Raw genomic sequence first — 16854 nt, forward strand, 5'->3', positions numbered from 1 at the left:
AACTACATCATCCCCAGCGTCTTCAACGACAAGGTCGCCGGAGCGGTCGCCGGAGCCGTCCGGGAGGCCGCCAAGGCCGCCGGAGCGGCTGTGACGGCCACCACGACTGCCTGATCACGGCGCGTCGAGTGGCGCGCGGCTTGCCGGACCCCCATAAGGTGTCGGGCAGAAATCAGGCCGCAGGACGCGGCCGCATCCGAGGCTGCAGCGCTTTCCGTGTGACTCTCCAGGGCGCCGGATTGGCTTTCCCACTACTGGTGGGGGCAGGATGCGTAACCGGGCGCGAGGGTCCGGCAACGGACCCGGGTCCGGGGACTGTCCGAGGGCCCTGGCAGCATCGGCTTCGATCTCACGCCTCATTGGCAAGATGAACACGGGAGTACAACATGAACCGCAGTGAGCTGGTGGCCGCTCTGGCCGACCGCGCCGAGGTGACCCGCAAGGACGCCGACGCCGTTCTGGCCGCCCTCGCCGAGACCGTCGGTGAGATCGTCGCCAAGGGCGACGAGAAGGTGACCATCCCCGGCTTCCTGACCTTCGAGCGCACGCACCGCGCCGCTCGCACCGCCCGTAACCCGCAGACGGGTGACCCCATCCAGATCCCCGCCGGCTACAGCGTGAAGGTCTCCGCGGGCTCCAAGCTCAAGGAAGCGGCCAAGGGCAAGTAAGGCCTTTGTGAGCACTGCTCAGCACTGAAGGGTGGTCACCCCGGCCGGGGTGACCACCCTTTTGGCCTTCGTGAGGCTCTGTCAGCCCCTCTGGGACACGAAAAGGCCCGTACCGACCGGCCGGTCCGTACGGGCCTCTTCAGCGCGCTACACGCCGTCAGGCGCCCCGTAAGGGGCGCGGGGAACTGCGCGACCGGCCACGGACGGCCCGCAGTTCCACAGAGAGCTTGGTCATGCGCCGTCAGGCGCGTCAGGCGGCTGCTCCGCCGGGGAGCTCGACGTGGGCCCCCAGATCCTTCAGCTTCTCCATGCTGTGCTGTCCCGGGGGATGACCCCCGGACCCCCAGCCGAGCGCGAGCCCGGCCGGGTGGTGGCGGCCGTCAGGCGGCTGCTCCGCCGGGGAGCTCGACGTGGGCCCCCAGATCCTTCAGCTTCTCCATGAAGTTCTCGTAGCCGCGGTTGATCAGGTCGATGCCGTGGACGCGCGACGTGCCGTCGGCCGCCAGGGCGGCGATGAGGTACGAGAAGCCGCCGCGGAGGTCGGGGATGACCAGGTCGGCGCCCTGCAGCTTGGTCGGGCCGGAGACGACCGCGGAGTGCAGGAAGTTGCGCTGGCCGAAGCGGCAGGCGGAGCCGCCCAGGCACTCGCGGTAGAGCTGGATGTGAGCGCCCATCTGGTTGAGCGCGGAGGTGAAGCCGAGGCGGGACTCGTAGACCGTCTCGTGGACGATCGACAGGCCGGAGGCCTGGGTCAGCGCCACGACCAGCGGCTGCTGCCAGTCCGTCTGGAAGCCGGGGTGGACGTCGGTCTCCAGCGCGATGGCGTTGAGCGAGCCGCCCGGGTGCCAGAAGCGGATGCCCTCGTCGTCGACCTCGAACGCGCCGCCGACCTTCCGGAAGGTGTTGAGGAAGGTCATCATCGAGCGCTGCTGGGCGCCGCGGACGTAGATGTTGCCCTTGGTGGCCAGCGCCGCCGACGCCCAGGAGGCCGCCTCCAGGCGGTCGGAGAGGGCGCGGTGGTTGTAGCCGTCGAGCGAGTCGACACCGGTGATGCGGATGGTGCGGTCGGTGTCCATGGAGATGATGGCGCCCATCTTCTGCAGCACGCAGATGAGGTCCTCGATCTCCGGCTCCACGGCCGCGTTCGACAGCACCGTGACGCCCTCGGCCAGCACGGCCGTCAGCAGCACCTGCTCGGTCGCGCCGACCGACGGGTACGGCAGGTGGATCTTGGTGCCGCGCAGCCGCTGCGGGGCCTCCAGGTATTGGCCGCCCTCGCGCTTCTCGATGGTGGCGCCGAACTGGCGCAGCACCTCGAAGTGGAAGTCGATGGGCCGGCCGCCGATGTCGCAGCCGCCCAGGCCCGGGATGAAGGCGTGGCCGAGGCGGTGCAGCAGCGGGCCGCAGAAGAGGATCGGGATGCGCGAGGAGCCGGCGTGGGCGTCGATGTCGGCGACGTTGGCGCTCTCCACGCGGGACGGGTCCATGACCAGTTCGCCGGGCTCGTCGCCCGGGCGGACCGTCACACCGTGCAGCTGCAGCAGGCCGCGGACGACGCGGACGTCGCGGATGTCGGGCACGTTGCGCAGCCGGCTGGGACCGCTGCCGAGCAGCGCGGCGACCATGGCCTTCGGCACGAGGTTCTTCGCACCGCGGACACGGATCTCGCCCTCGAGCGGGGTACCGCCGTGGACAAGCAGGACATCGTCAGGGCCGGTCATGGATCTCGCGTTCCTGGAGTTGGGCAGGGGGCAAGAAGAAAGGGTAATGCGACCGGAGGGTCCGACTACCGCCTGCAGGGGTCTTTGCGTACGTCATGGATTTGCAACAACACGCTGCGTTCATGGAACGGTCGCTACCGGTTATCGCCGGTCGCTCTGCGCGGTGGCTGCTCTCGTACGCCCCTCGTCGCTCCCTGTCCGTCCTCGCAGTCCACTCCCCCTCCGGGCCGGAAATGCGGGATCATGTGGCCATGACCGAGGTGTCCTCGCTCACAGGGCGACTGCTTGTCGCGACACCGGCGCTCTCGGACCCGAACTTCGACCGCGCCGTGGTGCTGCTGCTCGACCATGACGAGGAGGGCTCCCTCGGCGTGATCCTCAACCGGCCGACCCCGGTCGGCGTGGGCGACATCCTGGAGTCCTGGGCGGGTCTGGCCGGCGAACCGGGCGTGGTCTTCCAGGGCGGACCGGTCTCGCTGGACTCGGCCCTCGGCGTGGCCGTGGTGCCGGGAGAGGCGCACGAGGCGGGCGAGCGGGGCATCCGGCCCGGCCCCGGACTCCGCGGGGAGGACACCTCCGACGACGGCCCGCTCGGCTGGCGCCGGGTGCACGGCGCGATCGGCCTCGTCGATCTGGAGGCCCCGCCGGAGCTGCTGGCCACGGTCCTCGGCTCGCTGCGGATCTTCGCCGGGTACGCCGGGTGGGGCCCCGGGCAGCTGGAGGAGGAGCTGGTCGAGGGCGCCTGGTACGTGGTGGAGTCCGAGCCCGGCGACGTCTCCTCGCCCGACCCCCGGCAGCTGTGGCGCGCCGTGCTGCGCCGCCAGCGGAACGAACTGGCGATGGTCGCCACCTATCCGGACGACCCGAGCCTGAACTGACGGCGCCCGGCCCCAGTACCCTTGGGGACCATGAGCACTCTCGAGCCCGAGCGCGGGGCAGGTACCGGCACCCTCGTAGAGCCGACGCCGCAGGTGTCGCACGGCGACGGCGACCACGAGCGCTACGCCCATTACGTCCAGAAGGACAAGATCATGGAGAGCGCGCTCTCCGGCTCCCCGGTCGTGGCCCTCTGCGGCAAGGTCTGGGTGCCCGGGCGCGACCCGAAGAAGTACCCGGTGTGCCCGATGTGCAAGGAGATCTTCGAGGGCCTCGGCCCTGCGGGCGGCGACAAGGACAAGGGCAAGGGCGGGGACAAGAAGTAGCCGCTCGCCCTCAAACGCCGGACGGGCTGATTTCAGCCCGTCCGGCGTTTGAAGCTGCGGTCGACTTGCGGCTCTGCCGCGCGGCGCGCGCAGCGCGGTCCGGGGTCCGGGGCTGAGCCCCGGTTTCAGGAAGGGGCGGGTCTGGGGCAAAAGAACCCCATGGACCTCATCCCGCACCCGCAGCACGTCCGCGACCTGACGGCCGCAGATCACTGCGCCCTTGATGCCGACACCTGCATCGACGCCCACCCCGGCACCGAGGACGTGGCCCGGTGGCTCCGCGCAACCGTCGGCGCGGCCACAGGGCTGCCGTTGGGCCCCGGCACCGCCGACACCCACCGCATCGTGCTCGGAGTCGACCGCTCGCTGAGCGCCGAGGCCTACCGCCTCGTCGTCGGCAACGACACGGTCGACATGGCCGGCGGCAGCCCCACCGGCGTCTTCTGGGCCGCCCAGACCTTCCGCCAACTCCTCGGCCCCGACGCCTTCCGCCGTGCCCCGCTGCGTGCGGACCGGCAATGGACGGTGCCCCTCACCGTCATCGAGGACGCCCCGCGGTTCCCCTGGCGCGGCGTACTGCTCGACGTGGCCCGGCACTTCATGCCCAAGGACGGTGTGCTCCGCTACCTCGACCTGCTCGCCGCCCACAAGCTGAACGTCCTGCACCTGCACCTGACGGACGACCAGGGCTGGCGGATCGAGATCGAGCGGTACCCGAAACTGACCGAGGTCGGTGCCTGGCGGGCCCGCAGCAAGCTCGGGCACCGGGCGTCGCCGCTGTGGGACGAGCGCCCGCACGGCGGGTACTACACGCATGACGACATCCGCGAGATCGTCGCGTACGCGGCAGAGCGGCACATCACCGTCGTCCCCGAGATCGACCTCCCGGGCCACTCGCAGGCCGCCATCGCCGCGTACCCGGAACTCGGCAACGCCGATGTCGTCGACACCGCGTCCCTGACGGTCTGGGACACCTGGGGCATCAACCCGAACGTCCTCGCCCCCACCGACACGGTCCTCGCCTTCTACGAGAACGTCCTCACCGAGGTCCTCGGCCTCTTCCCCTCTCCCTTCGTCCACATCGGCGGCGACGAGTGCCCCAAGGACCAGTGGAAGGCGTCCCCGGCCGCCCAGGCCCGTATCGCCGCCGAGGGCCTGGCCGGTGAGGACGAGCTGCAGAGCTGGTTCATCCGGCACTTCGACCGCTGGCTCGCCGCGCGCGGGCGGCGGCTCGTCGGCTGGGACGAGATCCTGGAGGGCGGCCTGGCCGAGGGGGCGACCGTCTCCTCCTGGCGCGGCTACGCGGGCGGAATCGCCGCCGCGCACGCCGGACACGACGTCATCATGTGCCCCGAGCAGCAGGTCTACCTCGACCACCGGCAGGCGGACGGCCCCGACGAGCCCGTCCCCATCGGCTACGTCCGCACCCTGGAGGACGTCTACCGCTTCGAACCCGTCCCCCCGGAGCTCGCCGGAACTCCCGCCGCCGCGCACGTCCTCGGCGCCCAGGCCAACCTCTGGACCGAGGTGACGGAGACCCCGCAGCGCGTGGACTACCAGGCGTTCCCCCGGCTCGCCGGCTTCGCCGAGACCGTGTGGTCCGCGCTGCCGGCGCCCGCGGAGCGCGACTGGCCCGCGTTCGAACGCCGGATGACCGCGCACTACGCCCGGCTCGACGCGCTCGGCGTGGACTACCGGCCGCCCGGCGGCCCGCGGCCCTGGCAACGGCGTCCGGGTGTGCTCGGACGCCCGATCGAGGGTCCGCCCCCGATCGTGTGAGCCGCAGCGGAAGGTGACGGTCCGTGGGGCGTCCCCCTGGCACGGTGGTCCTTCACACACCGCCGTAAGTCGTACAAGGATCCCCGAAGCATGGCAATACGCCCACAGCGCGCAGAGGGGCCGGCCTCCGCCCGGGGCCGGTCCGGCGGTTCGCGGACCCTCGCGACGGCGACCTCCGAAGATGTGCCAGAGTTGCCACGTCCGGGCCGACAGCACGTACCGTACGGCGAGACCTGGCGGCACAGTCGGGACCTCCGGGGAAGGGGCAGGTGGGTTGACCACGCACGCACCGCAGGCGGCGCACACCGTGACGTTGCCGGGCTCGCTCGACGAGGCCGTGGCGGCGCTCGCCGCCATGCCCACAGCCGTGCCCGTCGCGGGCGGCACCGATCTGATGGCCGCCGTCAACTCGGGACTGCTGCGCCCCGCCGGGCTCGTCGGCCTCGGCCGGATCAGTGAGATCCGCGGCTGGCAGTACCAGGACGGCGCGGCCCTGCTCGGTGCCGGTCTCACCCACGCCCGCATGGGCCGCCCGGACTTCGCCGCCCTCATCCCCGCCCTCGCCGCCGCCGCCCGCACCGCGGGCCCGCCGCAGATCCGCAACGCCGGCACCCTCGGCGGCAACATCGCCTCGGCCGCGCCGACCGGCGACGCCCTGCCCGTGCTCGCCGCCCTGGAGGCCTCGCTCGTCATCGCCGGCCCCGGCGGCGAGCGTCGCGAGGTGCCGGTCGGCCGGATGCTCGCCGGCCTCGACATGCTGCGGCCGGGCGAGCTCGTCGGCTACGTCCGGGTGCCGCTGCTGCACGCCCCGCAGGTCTTCCTCAAGGCCACCGGCCGCACCGGCCCGGGCCGCGCCACCGCCTCCGTCGCCGTCGTCCTCGACCCGGCGCGGCGCAGCGTGCGCTGCGCGGTGGGCGCCGTCGCGCCCATGCCGCTGCGGCCGTTCGACACCGAGCACTGGGTGTCCTCGCTCATCGACTGGGACGGTGACCGCACCCTCGCACCCGAGGCGCTCGCCGCCTTCGGCGAGTACGTGGCCGCCGCCTGCATCCCCGACCCCGTACCCGACCATTCCGCCGCCCTGACCGGCGACGGGCCGGGTACTCTGCCGCCGGCGGTCCTGCATCTCCGTCGTACGGTGGCGACTCTGGCCCGCCGAGCACTGGGGAGGGCACTCGCGTGAGTGACGAACAGCAGCGACACACCGAGGGCGGCTGGCAGCCGATCCCGCAGGGTGCGGGGCTGGAGGCGGACGGCACCACGTTCGTCCAGCTGCCGCCCGAACTCCTCGCGCAGCCGGGTGTCTCCGGCGGCTGGGGCCCGCTCGCGGCGCCGGGCACGCCCGCGCCCGCACCCGAGCCCGCGCCCGCACCTGCTCCGACGGTGACCTGGCCGGACCCGTACGGCACCCCGGCCGCCACGGCGGAGTGGGACGTGCGGGGCGCCGACGGCTCCGAGGACCCGCAGGCCACGCAGGAGTGGTCCATGCCGCTGGGCGACACGGGCCAGTGGTCCGTCCCGGCCGCGGGGGACGACTCGGTGGAGGAGTCCGGCGAGTACCCCGTGCGCGAACGCGCCGCCGCGCCGGGGGAGATCACCGGTACAGGTGATCACGGGACCGAGGCGTGGACGGCCGCAGCCGCTGCCGCCGAGCCCGCAGCGGACGAGGCACCGGTACCGGACGAACCGGAGGCAGCCGCCCCCGAAGCGGACCCGGAGCCCGCCCCCGGCGAGCCCGATCCCGCCCCCGATCCCGCGCAGCCGGAGCGGGAGCCGGAGCCGGAGCCTGAGCCGCACGACGAACACCCCCGCGTCTCCTACGTCCTGTGCGTCAACGGCACCGACCGCCCCGTGACGGACTCCTGGATCGGGGAGTCCCTGCTCTACGTCCTGCGCGAGCGGCTCGGCCTCGCGGGCGCCAAGGACGGCTGCTCGCAGGGCGAGTGCGGCGCGTGCTCGGTGCAGGTCGACGGCCGGCTCGTCGCCTCCTGCCTGGTGCCGGCCGCGACGACCGCCGGTTCGGACGTCCGCACCGTCGAGGGCCTGACCGTCGACGGCCGGCCGTCCGACGTCCAGCGGGCGCTGGTCGAGTGCGGGGCCGTGCAGTGCGGGTTCTGCGTGCCCGGACTGGCCATGACCGTGCACGACCTGCTCGAGGGCAACCACGCCCCGAGCGAGCTGGAGACCCGTCAGGCGATCTGCGGCAACCTGTGCCGCTGCTCCGGCTACCGAGGCGTCCTGGAGGCGGTGCGCCAGGTGGCCGACGAGCGCGCCGAGACGGCCGCCGCGCTGGACGAGGCGCAGCAACCGGAGACCGAGACGGCACGCATCCCGCACCAGGCGGGCCCGCACAACGGCGGCAGCGGAAGGGCAATGGCATGAGCGGAATGGGCGGCGCGACCGGCATGGGCATGGGCGAGGGCCTCGGCGCCGCCACTGCGGTGACCGTCCCGCCGCCCGTCCTGACCGAGCCGCCCCGCACGCACGGTCTCGGCGTCTCGCTCCCCTCGACGGACTCCTACCCCAAGGCGCAGGGCACCTTCCCGTACGCGGCCGACCTGTGGGCCGAGGGCCTGCTGTGGGCGGCCGTGCTGCGCTCCCCGCACCCGCACGCCCGCATCGTGAAGATCGACACCTCGGCCGCCGCGGCGATGCCCGGCGTCCGGGCCGTCGTCACGCACGAGGACGTGCCGGGCTCCGCGGCGCACGGCCGCGGGATCGCCGACCGCCCGGTCTTCGCCGACGGGATCGTCCGCCACCACGGCGAGCCGATCGCCGCCGTGGCCGCCGACCACCCCGACACGGCCCGCCTCGCGGCGGCGGCCATCGCCGTCGAGTACGAGGTGCTGGAGCCGGTCACCGACCCGGAGCAGGCGTTCGCCGCCGAACCGCTGCACCCCGACGGCAACTTGATCCGCCACATCCCGCTGCGCTTCGGCGACCCGGACGCGACGGGCGAGGTCGTCGTCGAGGGCCTGTACCGCATCGGCCGCCAGGACCCGGCCCCCATCGGCGCCGAGGCCGGCCTGGCCGTGCCGCGCCCCGACGGCGGCGTGGAGATCTACACCGCCTCCACCGACCCGCACGCCGACCGCGACCAGGCCGCCCTCTGCTTCGGTCTGGACCCGGAGCGCGTCAAGGTCGTCGTCACGGGCGTCCCCGGCTCGATGGGCGACCGCGAGGACGCGGGCATCCAGCTCTCGCTGGGCCTCCTCGCCCTGCGCACCGGCCACCCGGTGAAGCTGGCGGCCACCCGCGAGGAGTCCTTCCTCAGCCACCCGCACCGCCACCCGACGCTGCTGCGCTACCGCCACCACGCGGACGCGGAGGGCAAGTTGGTGAAGGTCGAGGCCCAGATCCTGATGGACGCGGGCGCGTACGCGGACTCGTCGGCCGACGCACTGGCCGCCGCCGTCGCGTTCGCCTGCGGCCCGTACGTCGTCCCGCACGCCTTCGTCGAGGGCTGGGCGGTACGCACCAACAACCCGCCCTCCGGCCATGTGCGCGGCGAGGGCGCGATGCAGGTGTGCGCGGCGTACGAGGGCCAGATGGACAAGCTGGCGGCCAAGCTGGGCATCGACCCGGCGGAGCTGCGGATGCGCAACGTCATGGCGACGGGCGACCTGCTGCCGACGGGCCAGACGGTGACGTGCCCGGCGCCGGTGGCCGAACTGCTGCGTGCCGTACGGGACTTCCCCCTCCCCTCCCTGCCGAAGGACGCCCCGGAGGACGGCTGGCTCCTCCCCGGCGGCCCGGACGGCGCGGGCGACCCGGGCGCGGTGCGCCGGGGCGTGGGCTACGGCGTGGGCATGGTCCACATGCTGGGCGCCGAGGGCACGGACGAGGTCTCGACGGCGACGGTCAAGGTCAGCGGCTCGGTCGCGACGGTGATCTGCGCGGCGGTGGAGACGGGCCAGGGCTTCACGACGCTGGCGCGCCAGATCGTCCAGGACGTCCTCGGGCTGGAGGAGGTCTACGTCGCCCCGGTCGACACCGACCAGCCCCCGTCGGGCCCGGCCTGCCACGGCCGCCACACGTGGGTGTCGGGCGGCGCGGTGGAGCGCGCGGCACGCATGGTGCGGACGCAACTTCTGCAGCCGCTGGCCGCGCAGTTCGGCATGTCGACGGAGCTGCTGCAGATCACGGACGGCAAGATCACGTCGTACGACGGGGTGTTGAGCACGACGGTCGCGGAGGCCCTGGACGGCAAGGAGCTCTGGGCGACGGCCCAGTGCCGCCCCCACCCCACGGAGCCGCTCGACGACACGGGCCAGGGCGACGCGTTCGTCGGCATGGCGTTCTGCGCGGTGCGCGCGGTGGTGGACGTGGACGTCGAGCTCGGCTCGGTACGGGTCGTCGAAATGGCGGTCGCCCAGGACGTCGGCCGCATCCTCAACCCGGCCCAGGCCCGGGCCCGCATCGAGGCGGGCGTCACCCAGGGCGTGGGCGCGGCGCTGACGGAGAACCTGCGCACACCGGGCGGCCAGGTGCGCTGGCCGGACCTGACGGGGTACGCCCTGCCGACGGCGCTGGACGCGCCGGACATCCGCATCGTGAAGCTGGTGGAGGAACGGGACGTGGTCGCCCCGTTCGGCGCGAAGGCGATCAGCGCGGTGCCGGTGGTGACGTCCCCGGCGGCCATCGCGTCGGCGGTACGGGCGGCGACGGGCCGGCCGGTGAACCGGCTGCCGATCCGGCCGCAGACGGCGGCGGTCGTCTGAGTAGGTGCGCGCAGGCGGGTTGAGTACCTGCGCGCAGGCGGGGCCGGGGGACCGGTTGCTTGGCTGGTGTCCATGAGGAACACCGCGATGAACGGCCTGCAGCGCCCGCACGACGGCAAGGCGTGGTGCGTGCGCGGCGTGACCGCACTGCTGGTCCTGCCGCTGCTCGCCCTGGACCTGTTCTTCATCGGCCTGTCCCCGATGGCGACGGACAGCTGCGGCCCGGACCACTGCTCCGCGGCACTCATGACATCACTGGCGGTCGCCCCGGTCGTCTGGCTCGTCGCGGCCGCCCTGCTCGTCGTGGCCTGGGCCCTGCCTTCGCACCCCCGGTTCGGGATGACGCGCGGGGTGGCGGCGGCGGGGGCGTTCGCGGCGGGGGCGCTGGTGATCGGCATCCTCGCGAACCTGCCGATGGGCTGATGCGCCGTCTGAGTGCCCGTACTCAGGTGAGTTGTCGGTACCGGACAGTAGGCTGCGTCCCGTCAAGAAGAGCGGACGAGGGACGGGACGGACGGGGCGGACGTGGGGGCCGACAGACTGCATGCGGAGCTGGAGTCGCTCAAGACCTTCAAGGGCAGGGTCGATGGGCTTCTGGCCGCCTTGCACGGTTCGGATGCGGCACCAGGCCGGGTGGCGGAGGCGCGCTTGGAGGCGGGGTACCTCGGCGTGAACTTTGCCGAGGCGGGGGGCCTGTACAGCGCGTACAACGAGGTGCATGCACAACTGGAGCAGCTTTCGAGGCTGTTCGCGGACCTGATCGAGGCGATGGGCACGGCGGTGCTGGGGGCGCGGGACGGCTACGCGAACGTCGACGCGGAGCTGAGGGAACGGATGTGGGCGGCGCAGCGACGGGCGCAGGAGCTGGGCGGGGCGGTTGCTCCGGCCGGGAGCAGCGGGCGTAGCGGCAAGGCCGGTGCCGACGGCGCCAACGGTGGCAACGTTGCCGACGTTGCCAACAGCGAAGGGACGATCTGATGACGACCCCTGCGGCGGGTGGCGGTGCCGGTTTCGTCAGCCCGCTGATCAGGCAGCCGGTCAGCGGCCTGTTCACGGTGTCGGACTTCGAGTCGAAGTCGCATGAGGAACTGCGGGCGATGGTGGAGCATGCGTCGCCGGCGGCTGCCGAGGGGCTGAGCAGCAAGTTGAAGGCCGCGGCCGAGGCGATCAACAAGATCGCCGAAGACCTCAAGGCCCACGTGGCCCACGTGGAGTGGGAGGGCGAGGGCGGCGAGGCGTTCCGCACCTGGGGCGCGGACATGGCCAACGCGACGCTGCGACTGGGGGAGTTCAGCGCCGGCGCGGGCACGTGGATGGGACACGCGGCGGGCACGCTGGCGCACGTCCAGTCGGCGATGCCGGCGGTGTCGACGGCGTCGCGGACGACGCTGGCCGCGTACCGCACCGCCAACCCGGGCCAGGTGGGCGCGGTGGCCCCGCCACTGGCGGCGGCGGACGACCGGTCCGGTGGCCTCCAGGGGCGGGGGCCGACGCAACAGGAGGCGTACGCGGCGCAGCAGCGGCTCGACGCGGACCGCGCGGAGGCGGCACGGCTGATGCGGCAGCTGGCGGGGTCTTATGCGTGGTCGGCGCACAATATGCAGGGGGTGGGGAGGCCGGCGTTTCCGGCACCGCCAACGGTCGTGCTGCCGCCGGAAGCCAGGGACGGCGGGGTGTACATCCCGGCTCCAGGGGCTGCTGGGCGCACTGACCCCGGTCGGGTGCCCGTGGGTATGGCGCCAAGCGCTGGCAGTGGAGGTTCGGACGGTGGCCCAAGTGCTGGGAGAGCAGGCGAGGTCAGCTCTGGTCCCCATGGCGGCATGGCGCCGGTTGATCGCCCTGATGCGGGGCCTGTCCATATGGGAGTCGACGGGGGAACAGCAGTACCCCGCGTGTCGGCTTCGCAGCCATCGTCCAGCCCGGTAACAGCGCCGTCCCGCGCCAATGGCACGGAGGGCAACGTGATGCCGTTGCCCACTCCGTCCGTTCTGCCGACGAGACCGGCAGGCCGTGCGACGACCGGGCCGGGCCGAGGAGCGCCGAGCGTCGAGTTGCCTCGTTCTGGAAACCTTCCAAGTGGACCAGGACGTGGAACCATTGGTGGCCGCTTGAACGTGCCGATCAGTAATGTGCCCACCGATGGCATCATCGGTGGCCGGCCAGCACCCCGGATGTCCGGCCAGTCCCCGATGCCCAGAGGGACGGTCATCGGTGCGGAGCCAGGTCAGAGCCATAGCCTTCAAGGACCTCAGGCGGGATATGCGCCTGCGCACGGAGCGGCCCCAGGAGCTTCTGCCGGTCGGGCGGGAGGCGGCGCGGCCGGTGGCCGACGCTTGGCGGTGGAGCGTGGGGGCGTTGTCGGAGGACGTGTTTCCCAGCGCTCTGGAGCTTCGGGAGACGAACCATTCACCCAGGGCGGGTTGGGGCTGGTACGTCCTGCAGGAGAGGCAAGTCGGGAGCGCTCCAAGAATGTCTCACGGCAGGGGCGGCGACCTGACTACCTGGTCGAAGACGAAGAAAGCTGGACGCAGGGCAACCGTCGTACGGTTCCTCCCGTCGTCGACTGATCTGATACAGAGGACAGATATGCGTTTGAGCCGAGCGTTTCGTGTGGCTGGGCGGAGAGCACTGCCGTGCAGCGTTGCCGCCCTTGCGGTGCTCGCTGTTCCCGCTGCGCCGGCTCAGGCAGACACGCTGCGTTCCCAGCAGTGGTACCTCGATGCGATGCACGCCGAGGACATGTGGAAAGTCAGCACGGGGACTGGCGTGACGGTAGCCGTCATTGACAGTGGTGTTGATGCAGAATTGCCCGACTTGGCTGGGCAGGTCCTTCCGGGGCAGGACTTCTCAGGGATCGAGGGCGACGCTCATTCGGATTACGACGGCCACGGGACGAGCATGGCTGTCCTCATCGCAGGTACGGGCCAGAGCAATGGGGACCAGGGGTCGTACGGTTTGGCGCCTGGCGCGAAGATCTTGCCGCTGAGAGTGGTCAACGCCAAGGCTCCTCGTGCGCGGGTACTTCCGGGGACGTCCATGGTCAGGGCGATTCGTTTTGCAGCAGACTCTGATGCCAAGGTCATCAACATCTCCATGGGTGCCCCGGTCTATGACAAGGACGAAGCGCAGGCCATCGAGTATGCGGTGTCCAAGGGGAAGCTGGTTTTCGCTTCTGTCGGCAACAGCGGTGACAAGGCGAACTCGACCGAATATCCTGCAGCGTTCCCCGGTGTGGCGGGTGTGGCAGCAGTAGACCAGGACATCAAGGCAACAGCGGAATCACAACGTGGCTCACAGGTGATCCTCGCAGCGCCGGGCGACAACATGGTCGCATCGTGCAAGGGCGGAACCGGCCTATGCCGAACCCACGGCACCAGCGACGCCACCGCCCTCACCTCCGCCTCCGCCGCCCTCGTCTGGTCCGTCCACCCCGACTGGACCGCGAACCAGGTCCTCCGCGTCCTCATCAACACGGCCGGCGGCCCGAAGAGCGGTGAGAAGCGCAGCGACACGATCGGCTACGGCGTCGTCCGCCCCCGCATCGCCCTCCAGAGCCCCGGCGACCCCGGCCCGCCCGACGTCAGCCCGCTCGCGACGCAGTCGACATCGTCGTCACCCTCCCCGAATGCCGAAGCCAAGCCAACCACCCCTGAACAACGCTCCGATGGCGACGGCCTGCTCTCCACACGCAACATGCTTGCGGCAGGCATCGCCGTCGTGATCGCCGTGGCCGTTGCGGTTCCCGTACTCGTCACTCGTCGCCGTAAATCCTGACCATTCACCCAGGAGCTGCCCTATATGAGCGCAGATCTGCTCGACGACCACCGTGTCGTCCTGGCGCCCGCCCGGCCCGGCTCGGAAGGACCCGAGGCCCAAGTCCTGTTCGAGACGCGGCGGACCGCGCAGGGGTACATCTGCGGGTTGGTGTTCACCTCCGCCGAGCGGCTCGTGTCCTGCCTCGGTCCGGACCAGTCGTGGGTGGCCCTGCCTGTCGGTGCGTTGCGCGTGCTGCTCGGTGAGGCGGGCATCTCCGTCATCGCCGTCGACCCGACGACGGTGGAGGCTGCGGCATGAGCGACAAGCTCCGCGCGACGGTGGACCGGATCGACGACACCGGCAGGGCGTTCCAGCGGGAGGCGGTGGATCTCGGGAACACCGGACATCTGGCCTCCCCGCCGACTCCCGGCGTCGGCGACGCCGCGCTCAGCTCCGCCCTCCTGCGCCTCAGTGACGCGTTCGGTGCGGCCCATCAGATGATGACGGGCCTGATCGACGGTCACGGCGGCAAGTTGCGCAAGGCGGCAGCCGACTACCAGAACACCGATGTCGACGTTCACGGGATGTTCGACGACCTGATCGACAAGTACAAGGGCTGAAGGGCCGAGGGACCGTGATCGACGACGACATCAGGGGACTTCACGACGTTGCGCACGACTACACGTCGGCCGCCAAGACGCTGGACGAGTCGTCCAGATTCCTGAACTCCAAGGTCGCCGGTGTGGTCCACGAGGCCGGATGGACCGGAGACGCGGCCAGTTCGTTCCAGACGGCGTGGGCCTCGGACGGTACGGTGCAGGCCGCCATGGCGGAGGCCATGTCGCAGGTGGCGGACATCGTCACCGTCCTGGCGGAGAAACTGGCCGAGGCCCGCGAGGAGTTGGAGGGCGCCCAGGACAAGGCCCGGGCGGCCGGGCTCACGTTGGACGGTTACGGCGGCGCCACGGGGACGACGGATCAGCAGGCCGCGCTGGATGCGTACAAGAGCGGTGCGGAGGCGGCGCTTTCGCGTGCGCAGCACGTACGGCAGTGGGCGACGCAGAGGCTGAACGGAGTTGCGGGGCAGATCCTCCCCGGTGACGGTTCCCCGGAGACGCTCGGTTCCGCGGATCAGCTCACGCTGGCGGAGGTGTTGCGGGGGCTGTACACGACGCCGGCGGCGGTCGCGGAGGTCGGTCATGAGCGGCTCGAACGCCTGCAGAAACAAGCAGCGGACCTGAAGCGGGCCCATGCGGGGATGGCGAAGGGCAGCGAGGAGTGGGACCGGGCGCTGGAGCAGCGCCGGGCCGTTCGGGCTGCGCTCACCGAGCAGCGGCTGAAGGTCTCCTCCGTGGAGGGGTGGACGAGCAAGTTCAGGGGCAGCAAGGGCGCCAGGCTCACGGTCGGGGAGATGGCGGATCAGTTCCGCGGGGGAAAGACCGGCGCATTGGGCACCATGGGTGCACTCAGCGGCCTTCTGACCGGGGCGATGGTGTACTGCCAGGCCGAGGAGGACCACGAGAAGGGCTGGTCCTGGGGCGAGGCCGTGGCCAAGGACGGCGGTCCGGCGGTGGCGGGGCTGGCCTCGGGAATCGTGGTGGAGTCGGGCGTCGCCGCCATCGGTGCGGCGGCGCCTCCTGCGGCTGTGGCCGCAGGAGGCGTTGCGGCAGGTGTGGTTCTCGGGTACGGCGTGGGGACGTTCGGCTATGAGCTCACCCACAGAGCGCACTTCGGCGAGCACATCCATCGGGACGGTGTTATCACCGGCATCGGAGAGGGCTTCGCCGACGCCGGCAAGGCGTGGGTCGACAACGACGTGGTTGACATGTGGCACAAGGGCCGGAACTCGGCCAAGAAGGTGTGGCATGGCCTCTTCGGGTGATGTGAAGTCCCCGCGACAGCATGCGCTCGTGGCACCTCAGCCCATTCCCTGGCTGGGGCTGACATGGGTCCAGCGAGGGCCTGCCTACTGGACCCGCCGGGTGTCGATGACGCTGTTTCTCTTGTTCGTCAACGCCGTGGCCGCCGGAATGGCCGTGGGTTTCGCCGTGGGTTGCCTCGATGGTGCGAGCAGGCTCGTTTCGACGATCTTCCTCTGCGTCTACGGTGTGCTCTTCCTGGGCATGGGTTTCGCCATGACCCGTGGCATGGTCCGGTCCGACAGGTCGGACACCACGGGCCGGAGCAAACGCAGTCGGGCCAGGGGCGCCGGTGCGAGCACGGGCGTTGCGGCCGTTCTCGGGTCGACGGCCGCCGGGATCTTCGTGATCCTGGCCGTGCCTGTGGCCCTGGGAGGTTGCCTCCCCCTCCTGGTCCGCAGCTTCGGCCGCTACTGGCTCGGCGAACGCCAAGCCCGCCGGCTGGCCGGCCTGGAGTGGTGAGGCGGCTTCCGCTGTCGCACATCATCGCGCCACGCGGAGCACCGTGAAGATTTGCGACAGCGGAGCACCTCAGCCGGCCGGGTCCACCGTCGGGACGTCGATCTTGGGGATGTCGATTTTGGGCATGTCCACCTTGATGGGGTCCTTGGTGAACTTCTCGGACCGGCCGTTGCCCCAGGTGACGGTGAGAGCCTTGCCGTCGTCCGAGAGGGAGGCGGTGGCCTTGGCGTGGGGGTCGTCGCCGGTGGGGCACTTCAGGTCGAACTTCACCTTGGCTCCGGACCGTTGCACGGGTCCCTGGCACACGCCCTGCTTGGAGGCGGCGATCCCGTGGTCACCCACGATCGTCACCCGGGAGATGTCGTCACCGTCCTGGCGATTCCACATGCCGTCCAGCCTGTCGTCGTCACCCGGCTTCGTGTCCGTTGCGCTGTCCGACGAGGGCTTGGCGGGTGCTGCTGCCGCCTTGGCGTCGTCCGTCGTGTTCTTGTCGGCCGAGCCGCTGCCGCAACCGGTCACCAGTACCCCGAGTATCCCGGTGAGCAGTACCGCACCTGATATCTGCGCTGCCTTGCGCACGTAAGTCCCTTCAACGTCGGACAGAACAGGTCAACGTATCAGGGCTT

The 16854-nt window shown here is 71.4% G+C and carries 16 protein-coding genes; 14 read left to right on the forward strand and 2 right to left on the reverse strand.

The genetic code is table 11. The features are described from left to right. The first annotated feature begins 386 nt into the window (after positions 1-386). Complete coding sequence (locus tag ACLHRZ_RS16395; RefSeq protein ID WP_003954777.1) at positions 387-668, forward strand: HU family DNA-binding protein; 282 nt, start codon at positions 387-389, stop codon at positions 666-668. 380 nt (positions 669-1048) lie between these two features. Here the strand turns inward: ACLHRZ_RS16395 and murA are convergent, their stop codons facing one another. Beyond that, the gene (gene murA, locus ACLHRZ_RS16400; RefSeq protein WP_490419167.1) at positions 1049-2389 is read right to left on the reverse strand and encodes a UDP-N-acetylglucosamine 1-carboxyvinyltransferase; all 1341 of its coding nucleotides are present in this window, start codon (positions 2387-2389) and stop codon (positions 1049-1051) included. 251 nt (positions 2390-2640) lie between these two features. Here murA and ACLHRZ_RS16405 point away from each other — a divergent pair, with 251 nt between their 5' ends. From ACLHRZ_RS16405 to ACLHRZ_RS16465, 13 genes are all read left to right on the forward strand, one after another. Next, complete coding sequence (locus ACLHRZ_RS16405) at positions 2641-3267, forward strand: YqgE/AlgH family protein (protein WP_490419168.1); 627 nt, start codon at positions 2641-2643, stop codon at positions 3265-3267. A 30-nt stretch (positions 3268-3297) separates the two neighbouring features. Then, a complete protein-coding gene (locus ACLHRZ_RS16410; protein WP_171087579.1) occupies positions 3298-3591 on the forward strand; it encodes a DUF3039 domain-containing protein in 294 nt (97 codons plus the stop codon). A gap of 159 nt (positions 3592-3750) precedes the next feature. Then, positions 3751-5370: a beta-N-acetylhexosaminidase gene (locus ACLHRZ_RS16415; RefSeq protein WP_490419169.1), complete on the forward strand. Its 1620-nt coding sequence runs from the start codon at positions 3751-3753 to the stop codon at positions 5368-5370. Positions 5371-5644: 274 nt separating this feature from the next. After that, entirely contained in the window at positions 5645-6553 is a 909-nt protein-coding gene (locus ACLHRZ_RS16420; protein WP_490419170.1) for an FAD binding domain-containing protein, read from the forward strand. Continuing rightward, positions 6550-7752 (forward strand): (2Fe-2S)-binding protein, encoded by a 1203-nt coding sequence (locus ACLHRZ_RS16425; protein ID WP_490419171.1) that lies wholly within the window; start codon positions 6550-6552, stop codon positions 7750-7752. The genes ACLHRZ_RS16420 and ACLHRZ_RS16425 overlap by 4 nt, the downstream gene beginning before the upstream one ends. Before the next feature lie 29 nt (positions 7753-7781). Further along, positions 7782-10091: a xanthine dehydrogenase family protein molybdopterin-binding subunit gene (locus ACLHRZ_RS16430; protein WP_490419346.1), complete on the forward strand. Its 2310-nt coding sequence runs from the start codon at positions 7782-7784 to the stop codon at positions 10089-10091. A gap of 72 nt (positions 10092-10163) precedes the next feature. Beyond that, complete coding sequence (locus ACLHRZ_RS16435; protein WP_490419172.1) at positions 10164-10514, forward strand: hypothetical protein; 351 nt, start codon at positions 10164-10166, stop codon at positions 10512-10514. 102 nt (positions 10515-10616) lie between these two features. Beyond that, entirely contained in the window at positions 10617-11069 is a 453-nt protein-coding gene (locus ACLHRZ_RS16440) for a DUF2563 family protein (RefSeq protein WP_490419173.1), read from the forward strand. 1746 nt (positions 11070-12815) lie between these two features. Continuing rightward, positions 12816-13865: a type VII secretion-associated serine protease mycosin gene (mycP, locus tag ACLHRZ_RS16445; RefSeq protein WP_490419174.1), complete on the forward strand. Its 1050-nt coding sequence runs from the start codon at positions 12816-12818 to the stop codon at positions 13863-13865. Positions 13866-13889: 24 nt separating this feature from the next. After that, positions 13890-14165 carry an SAV_915 family protein gene (locus tag ACLHRZ_RS16450; protein WP_490419175.1) on the forward strand — a complete coding sequence of 92 codons (276 nt, stop codon included), beginning with the start codon at positions 13890-13892 and terminating at the stop codon, positions 14163-14165. After that, positions 14162-14467, forward strand: coding sequence for a DUF6317 family protein (locus ACLHRZ_RS16455; RefSeq protein WP_490419176.1), 306 nt, complete (start codon positions 14162-14164; stop codon positions 14465-14467). Before ACLHRZ_RS16450 ends, ACLHRZ_RS16455 begins: the two co-directional genes overlap by 4 nt. 14 nt (positions 14468-14481) lie before the next feature. Next, the gene (locus ACLHRZ_RS16460; RefSeq protein WP_490419177.1) at positions 14482-15729 is read left to right on the forward strand and encodes a WXG100 family type VII secretion target; all 1248 of its coding nucleotides are present in this window, start codon (positions 14482-14484) and stop codon (positions 15727-15729) included. A gap of 100 nt (positions 15730-15829) precedes the next feature. After that, on the forward strand, positions 15830-16228 hold the full coding sequence (locus tag ACLHRZ_RS16465; RefSeq protein ID WP_490419178.1) for a hypothetical protein: 399 nt from the start codon (positions 15830-15832) through the stop codon (positions 16226-16228). A gap of 69 nt (positions 16229-16297) precedes the next feature. Here the strand turns inward: ACLHRZ_RS16465 and ACLHRZ_RS16470 are convergent, their stop codons facing one another. After that, the gene (locus ACLHRZ_RS16470) at positions 16298-16807 is read right to left on the reverse strand and encodes a hypothetical protein (protein ID WP_490419179.1); all 510 of its coding nucleotides are present in this window, start codon (positions 16805-16807) and stop codon (positions 16298-16300) included. Positions 16808-16854: the final 47 nt, after the last annotated feature.

Source organism: Streptomyces sp. AM25 (genome assembly GCF_058146165.1).

Coding starts and splice junctions, on each gene's coding strand:
- ACLHRZ_RS16395 (WP_003954777.1), top strand. CDS start 387: ATGAACCGCAGTGAGCTGGTGGCCGCTCTGGCCGACCGCGCCGAGGTG.
- murA (WP_490419167.1), bottom strand. CDS start 2,389: ATGACCGGCCCTGACGATGTCCTGCTTGTCCACGGCGGTACCCCGCTC.
- ACLHRZ_RS16405 (WP_490419168.1), top strand. CDS start 2,641: ATGACCGAGGTGTCCTCGCTCACAGGGCGACTGCTTGTCGCGACACCG.
- ACLHRZ_RS16410 (WP_171087579.1), top strand. CDS start 3,298: ATGAGCACTCTCGAGCCCGAGCGCGGGGCAGGTACCGGCACCCTCGTA.
- ACLHRZ_RS16415 (WP_490419169.1), top strand. CDS start 3,751: ATGGACCTCATCCCGCACCCGCAGCACGTCCGCGACCTGACGGCCGCA.
- ACLHRZ_RS16430 (WP_490419346.1), top strand. CDS start 7,782: ATGGGCGAGGGCCTCGGCGCCGCCACTGCGGTGACCGTCCCGCCGCCC.
- ACLHRZ_RS16435 (WP_490419172.1), top strand. CDS start 10,164: ATGAGGAACACCGCGATGAACGGCCTGCAGCGCCCGCACGACGGCAAG.
- mycP (WP_490419174.1), top strand. CDS start 12,816: ATGCACGCCGAGGACATGTGGAAAGTCAGCACGGGGACTGGCGTGACG.
- ACLHRZ_RS16450 (WP_490419175.1), top strand. CDS start 13,890: ATGAGCGCAGATCTGCTCGACGACCACCGTGTCGTCCTGGCGCCCGCC.
- ACLHRZ_RS16455 (WP_490419176.1), top strand. CDS start 14,162: ATGAGCGACAAGCTCCGCGCGACGGTGGACCGGATCGACGACACCGGC.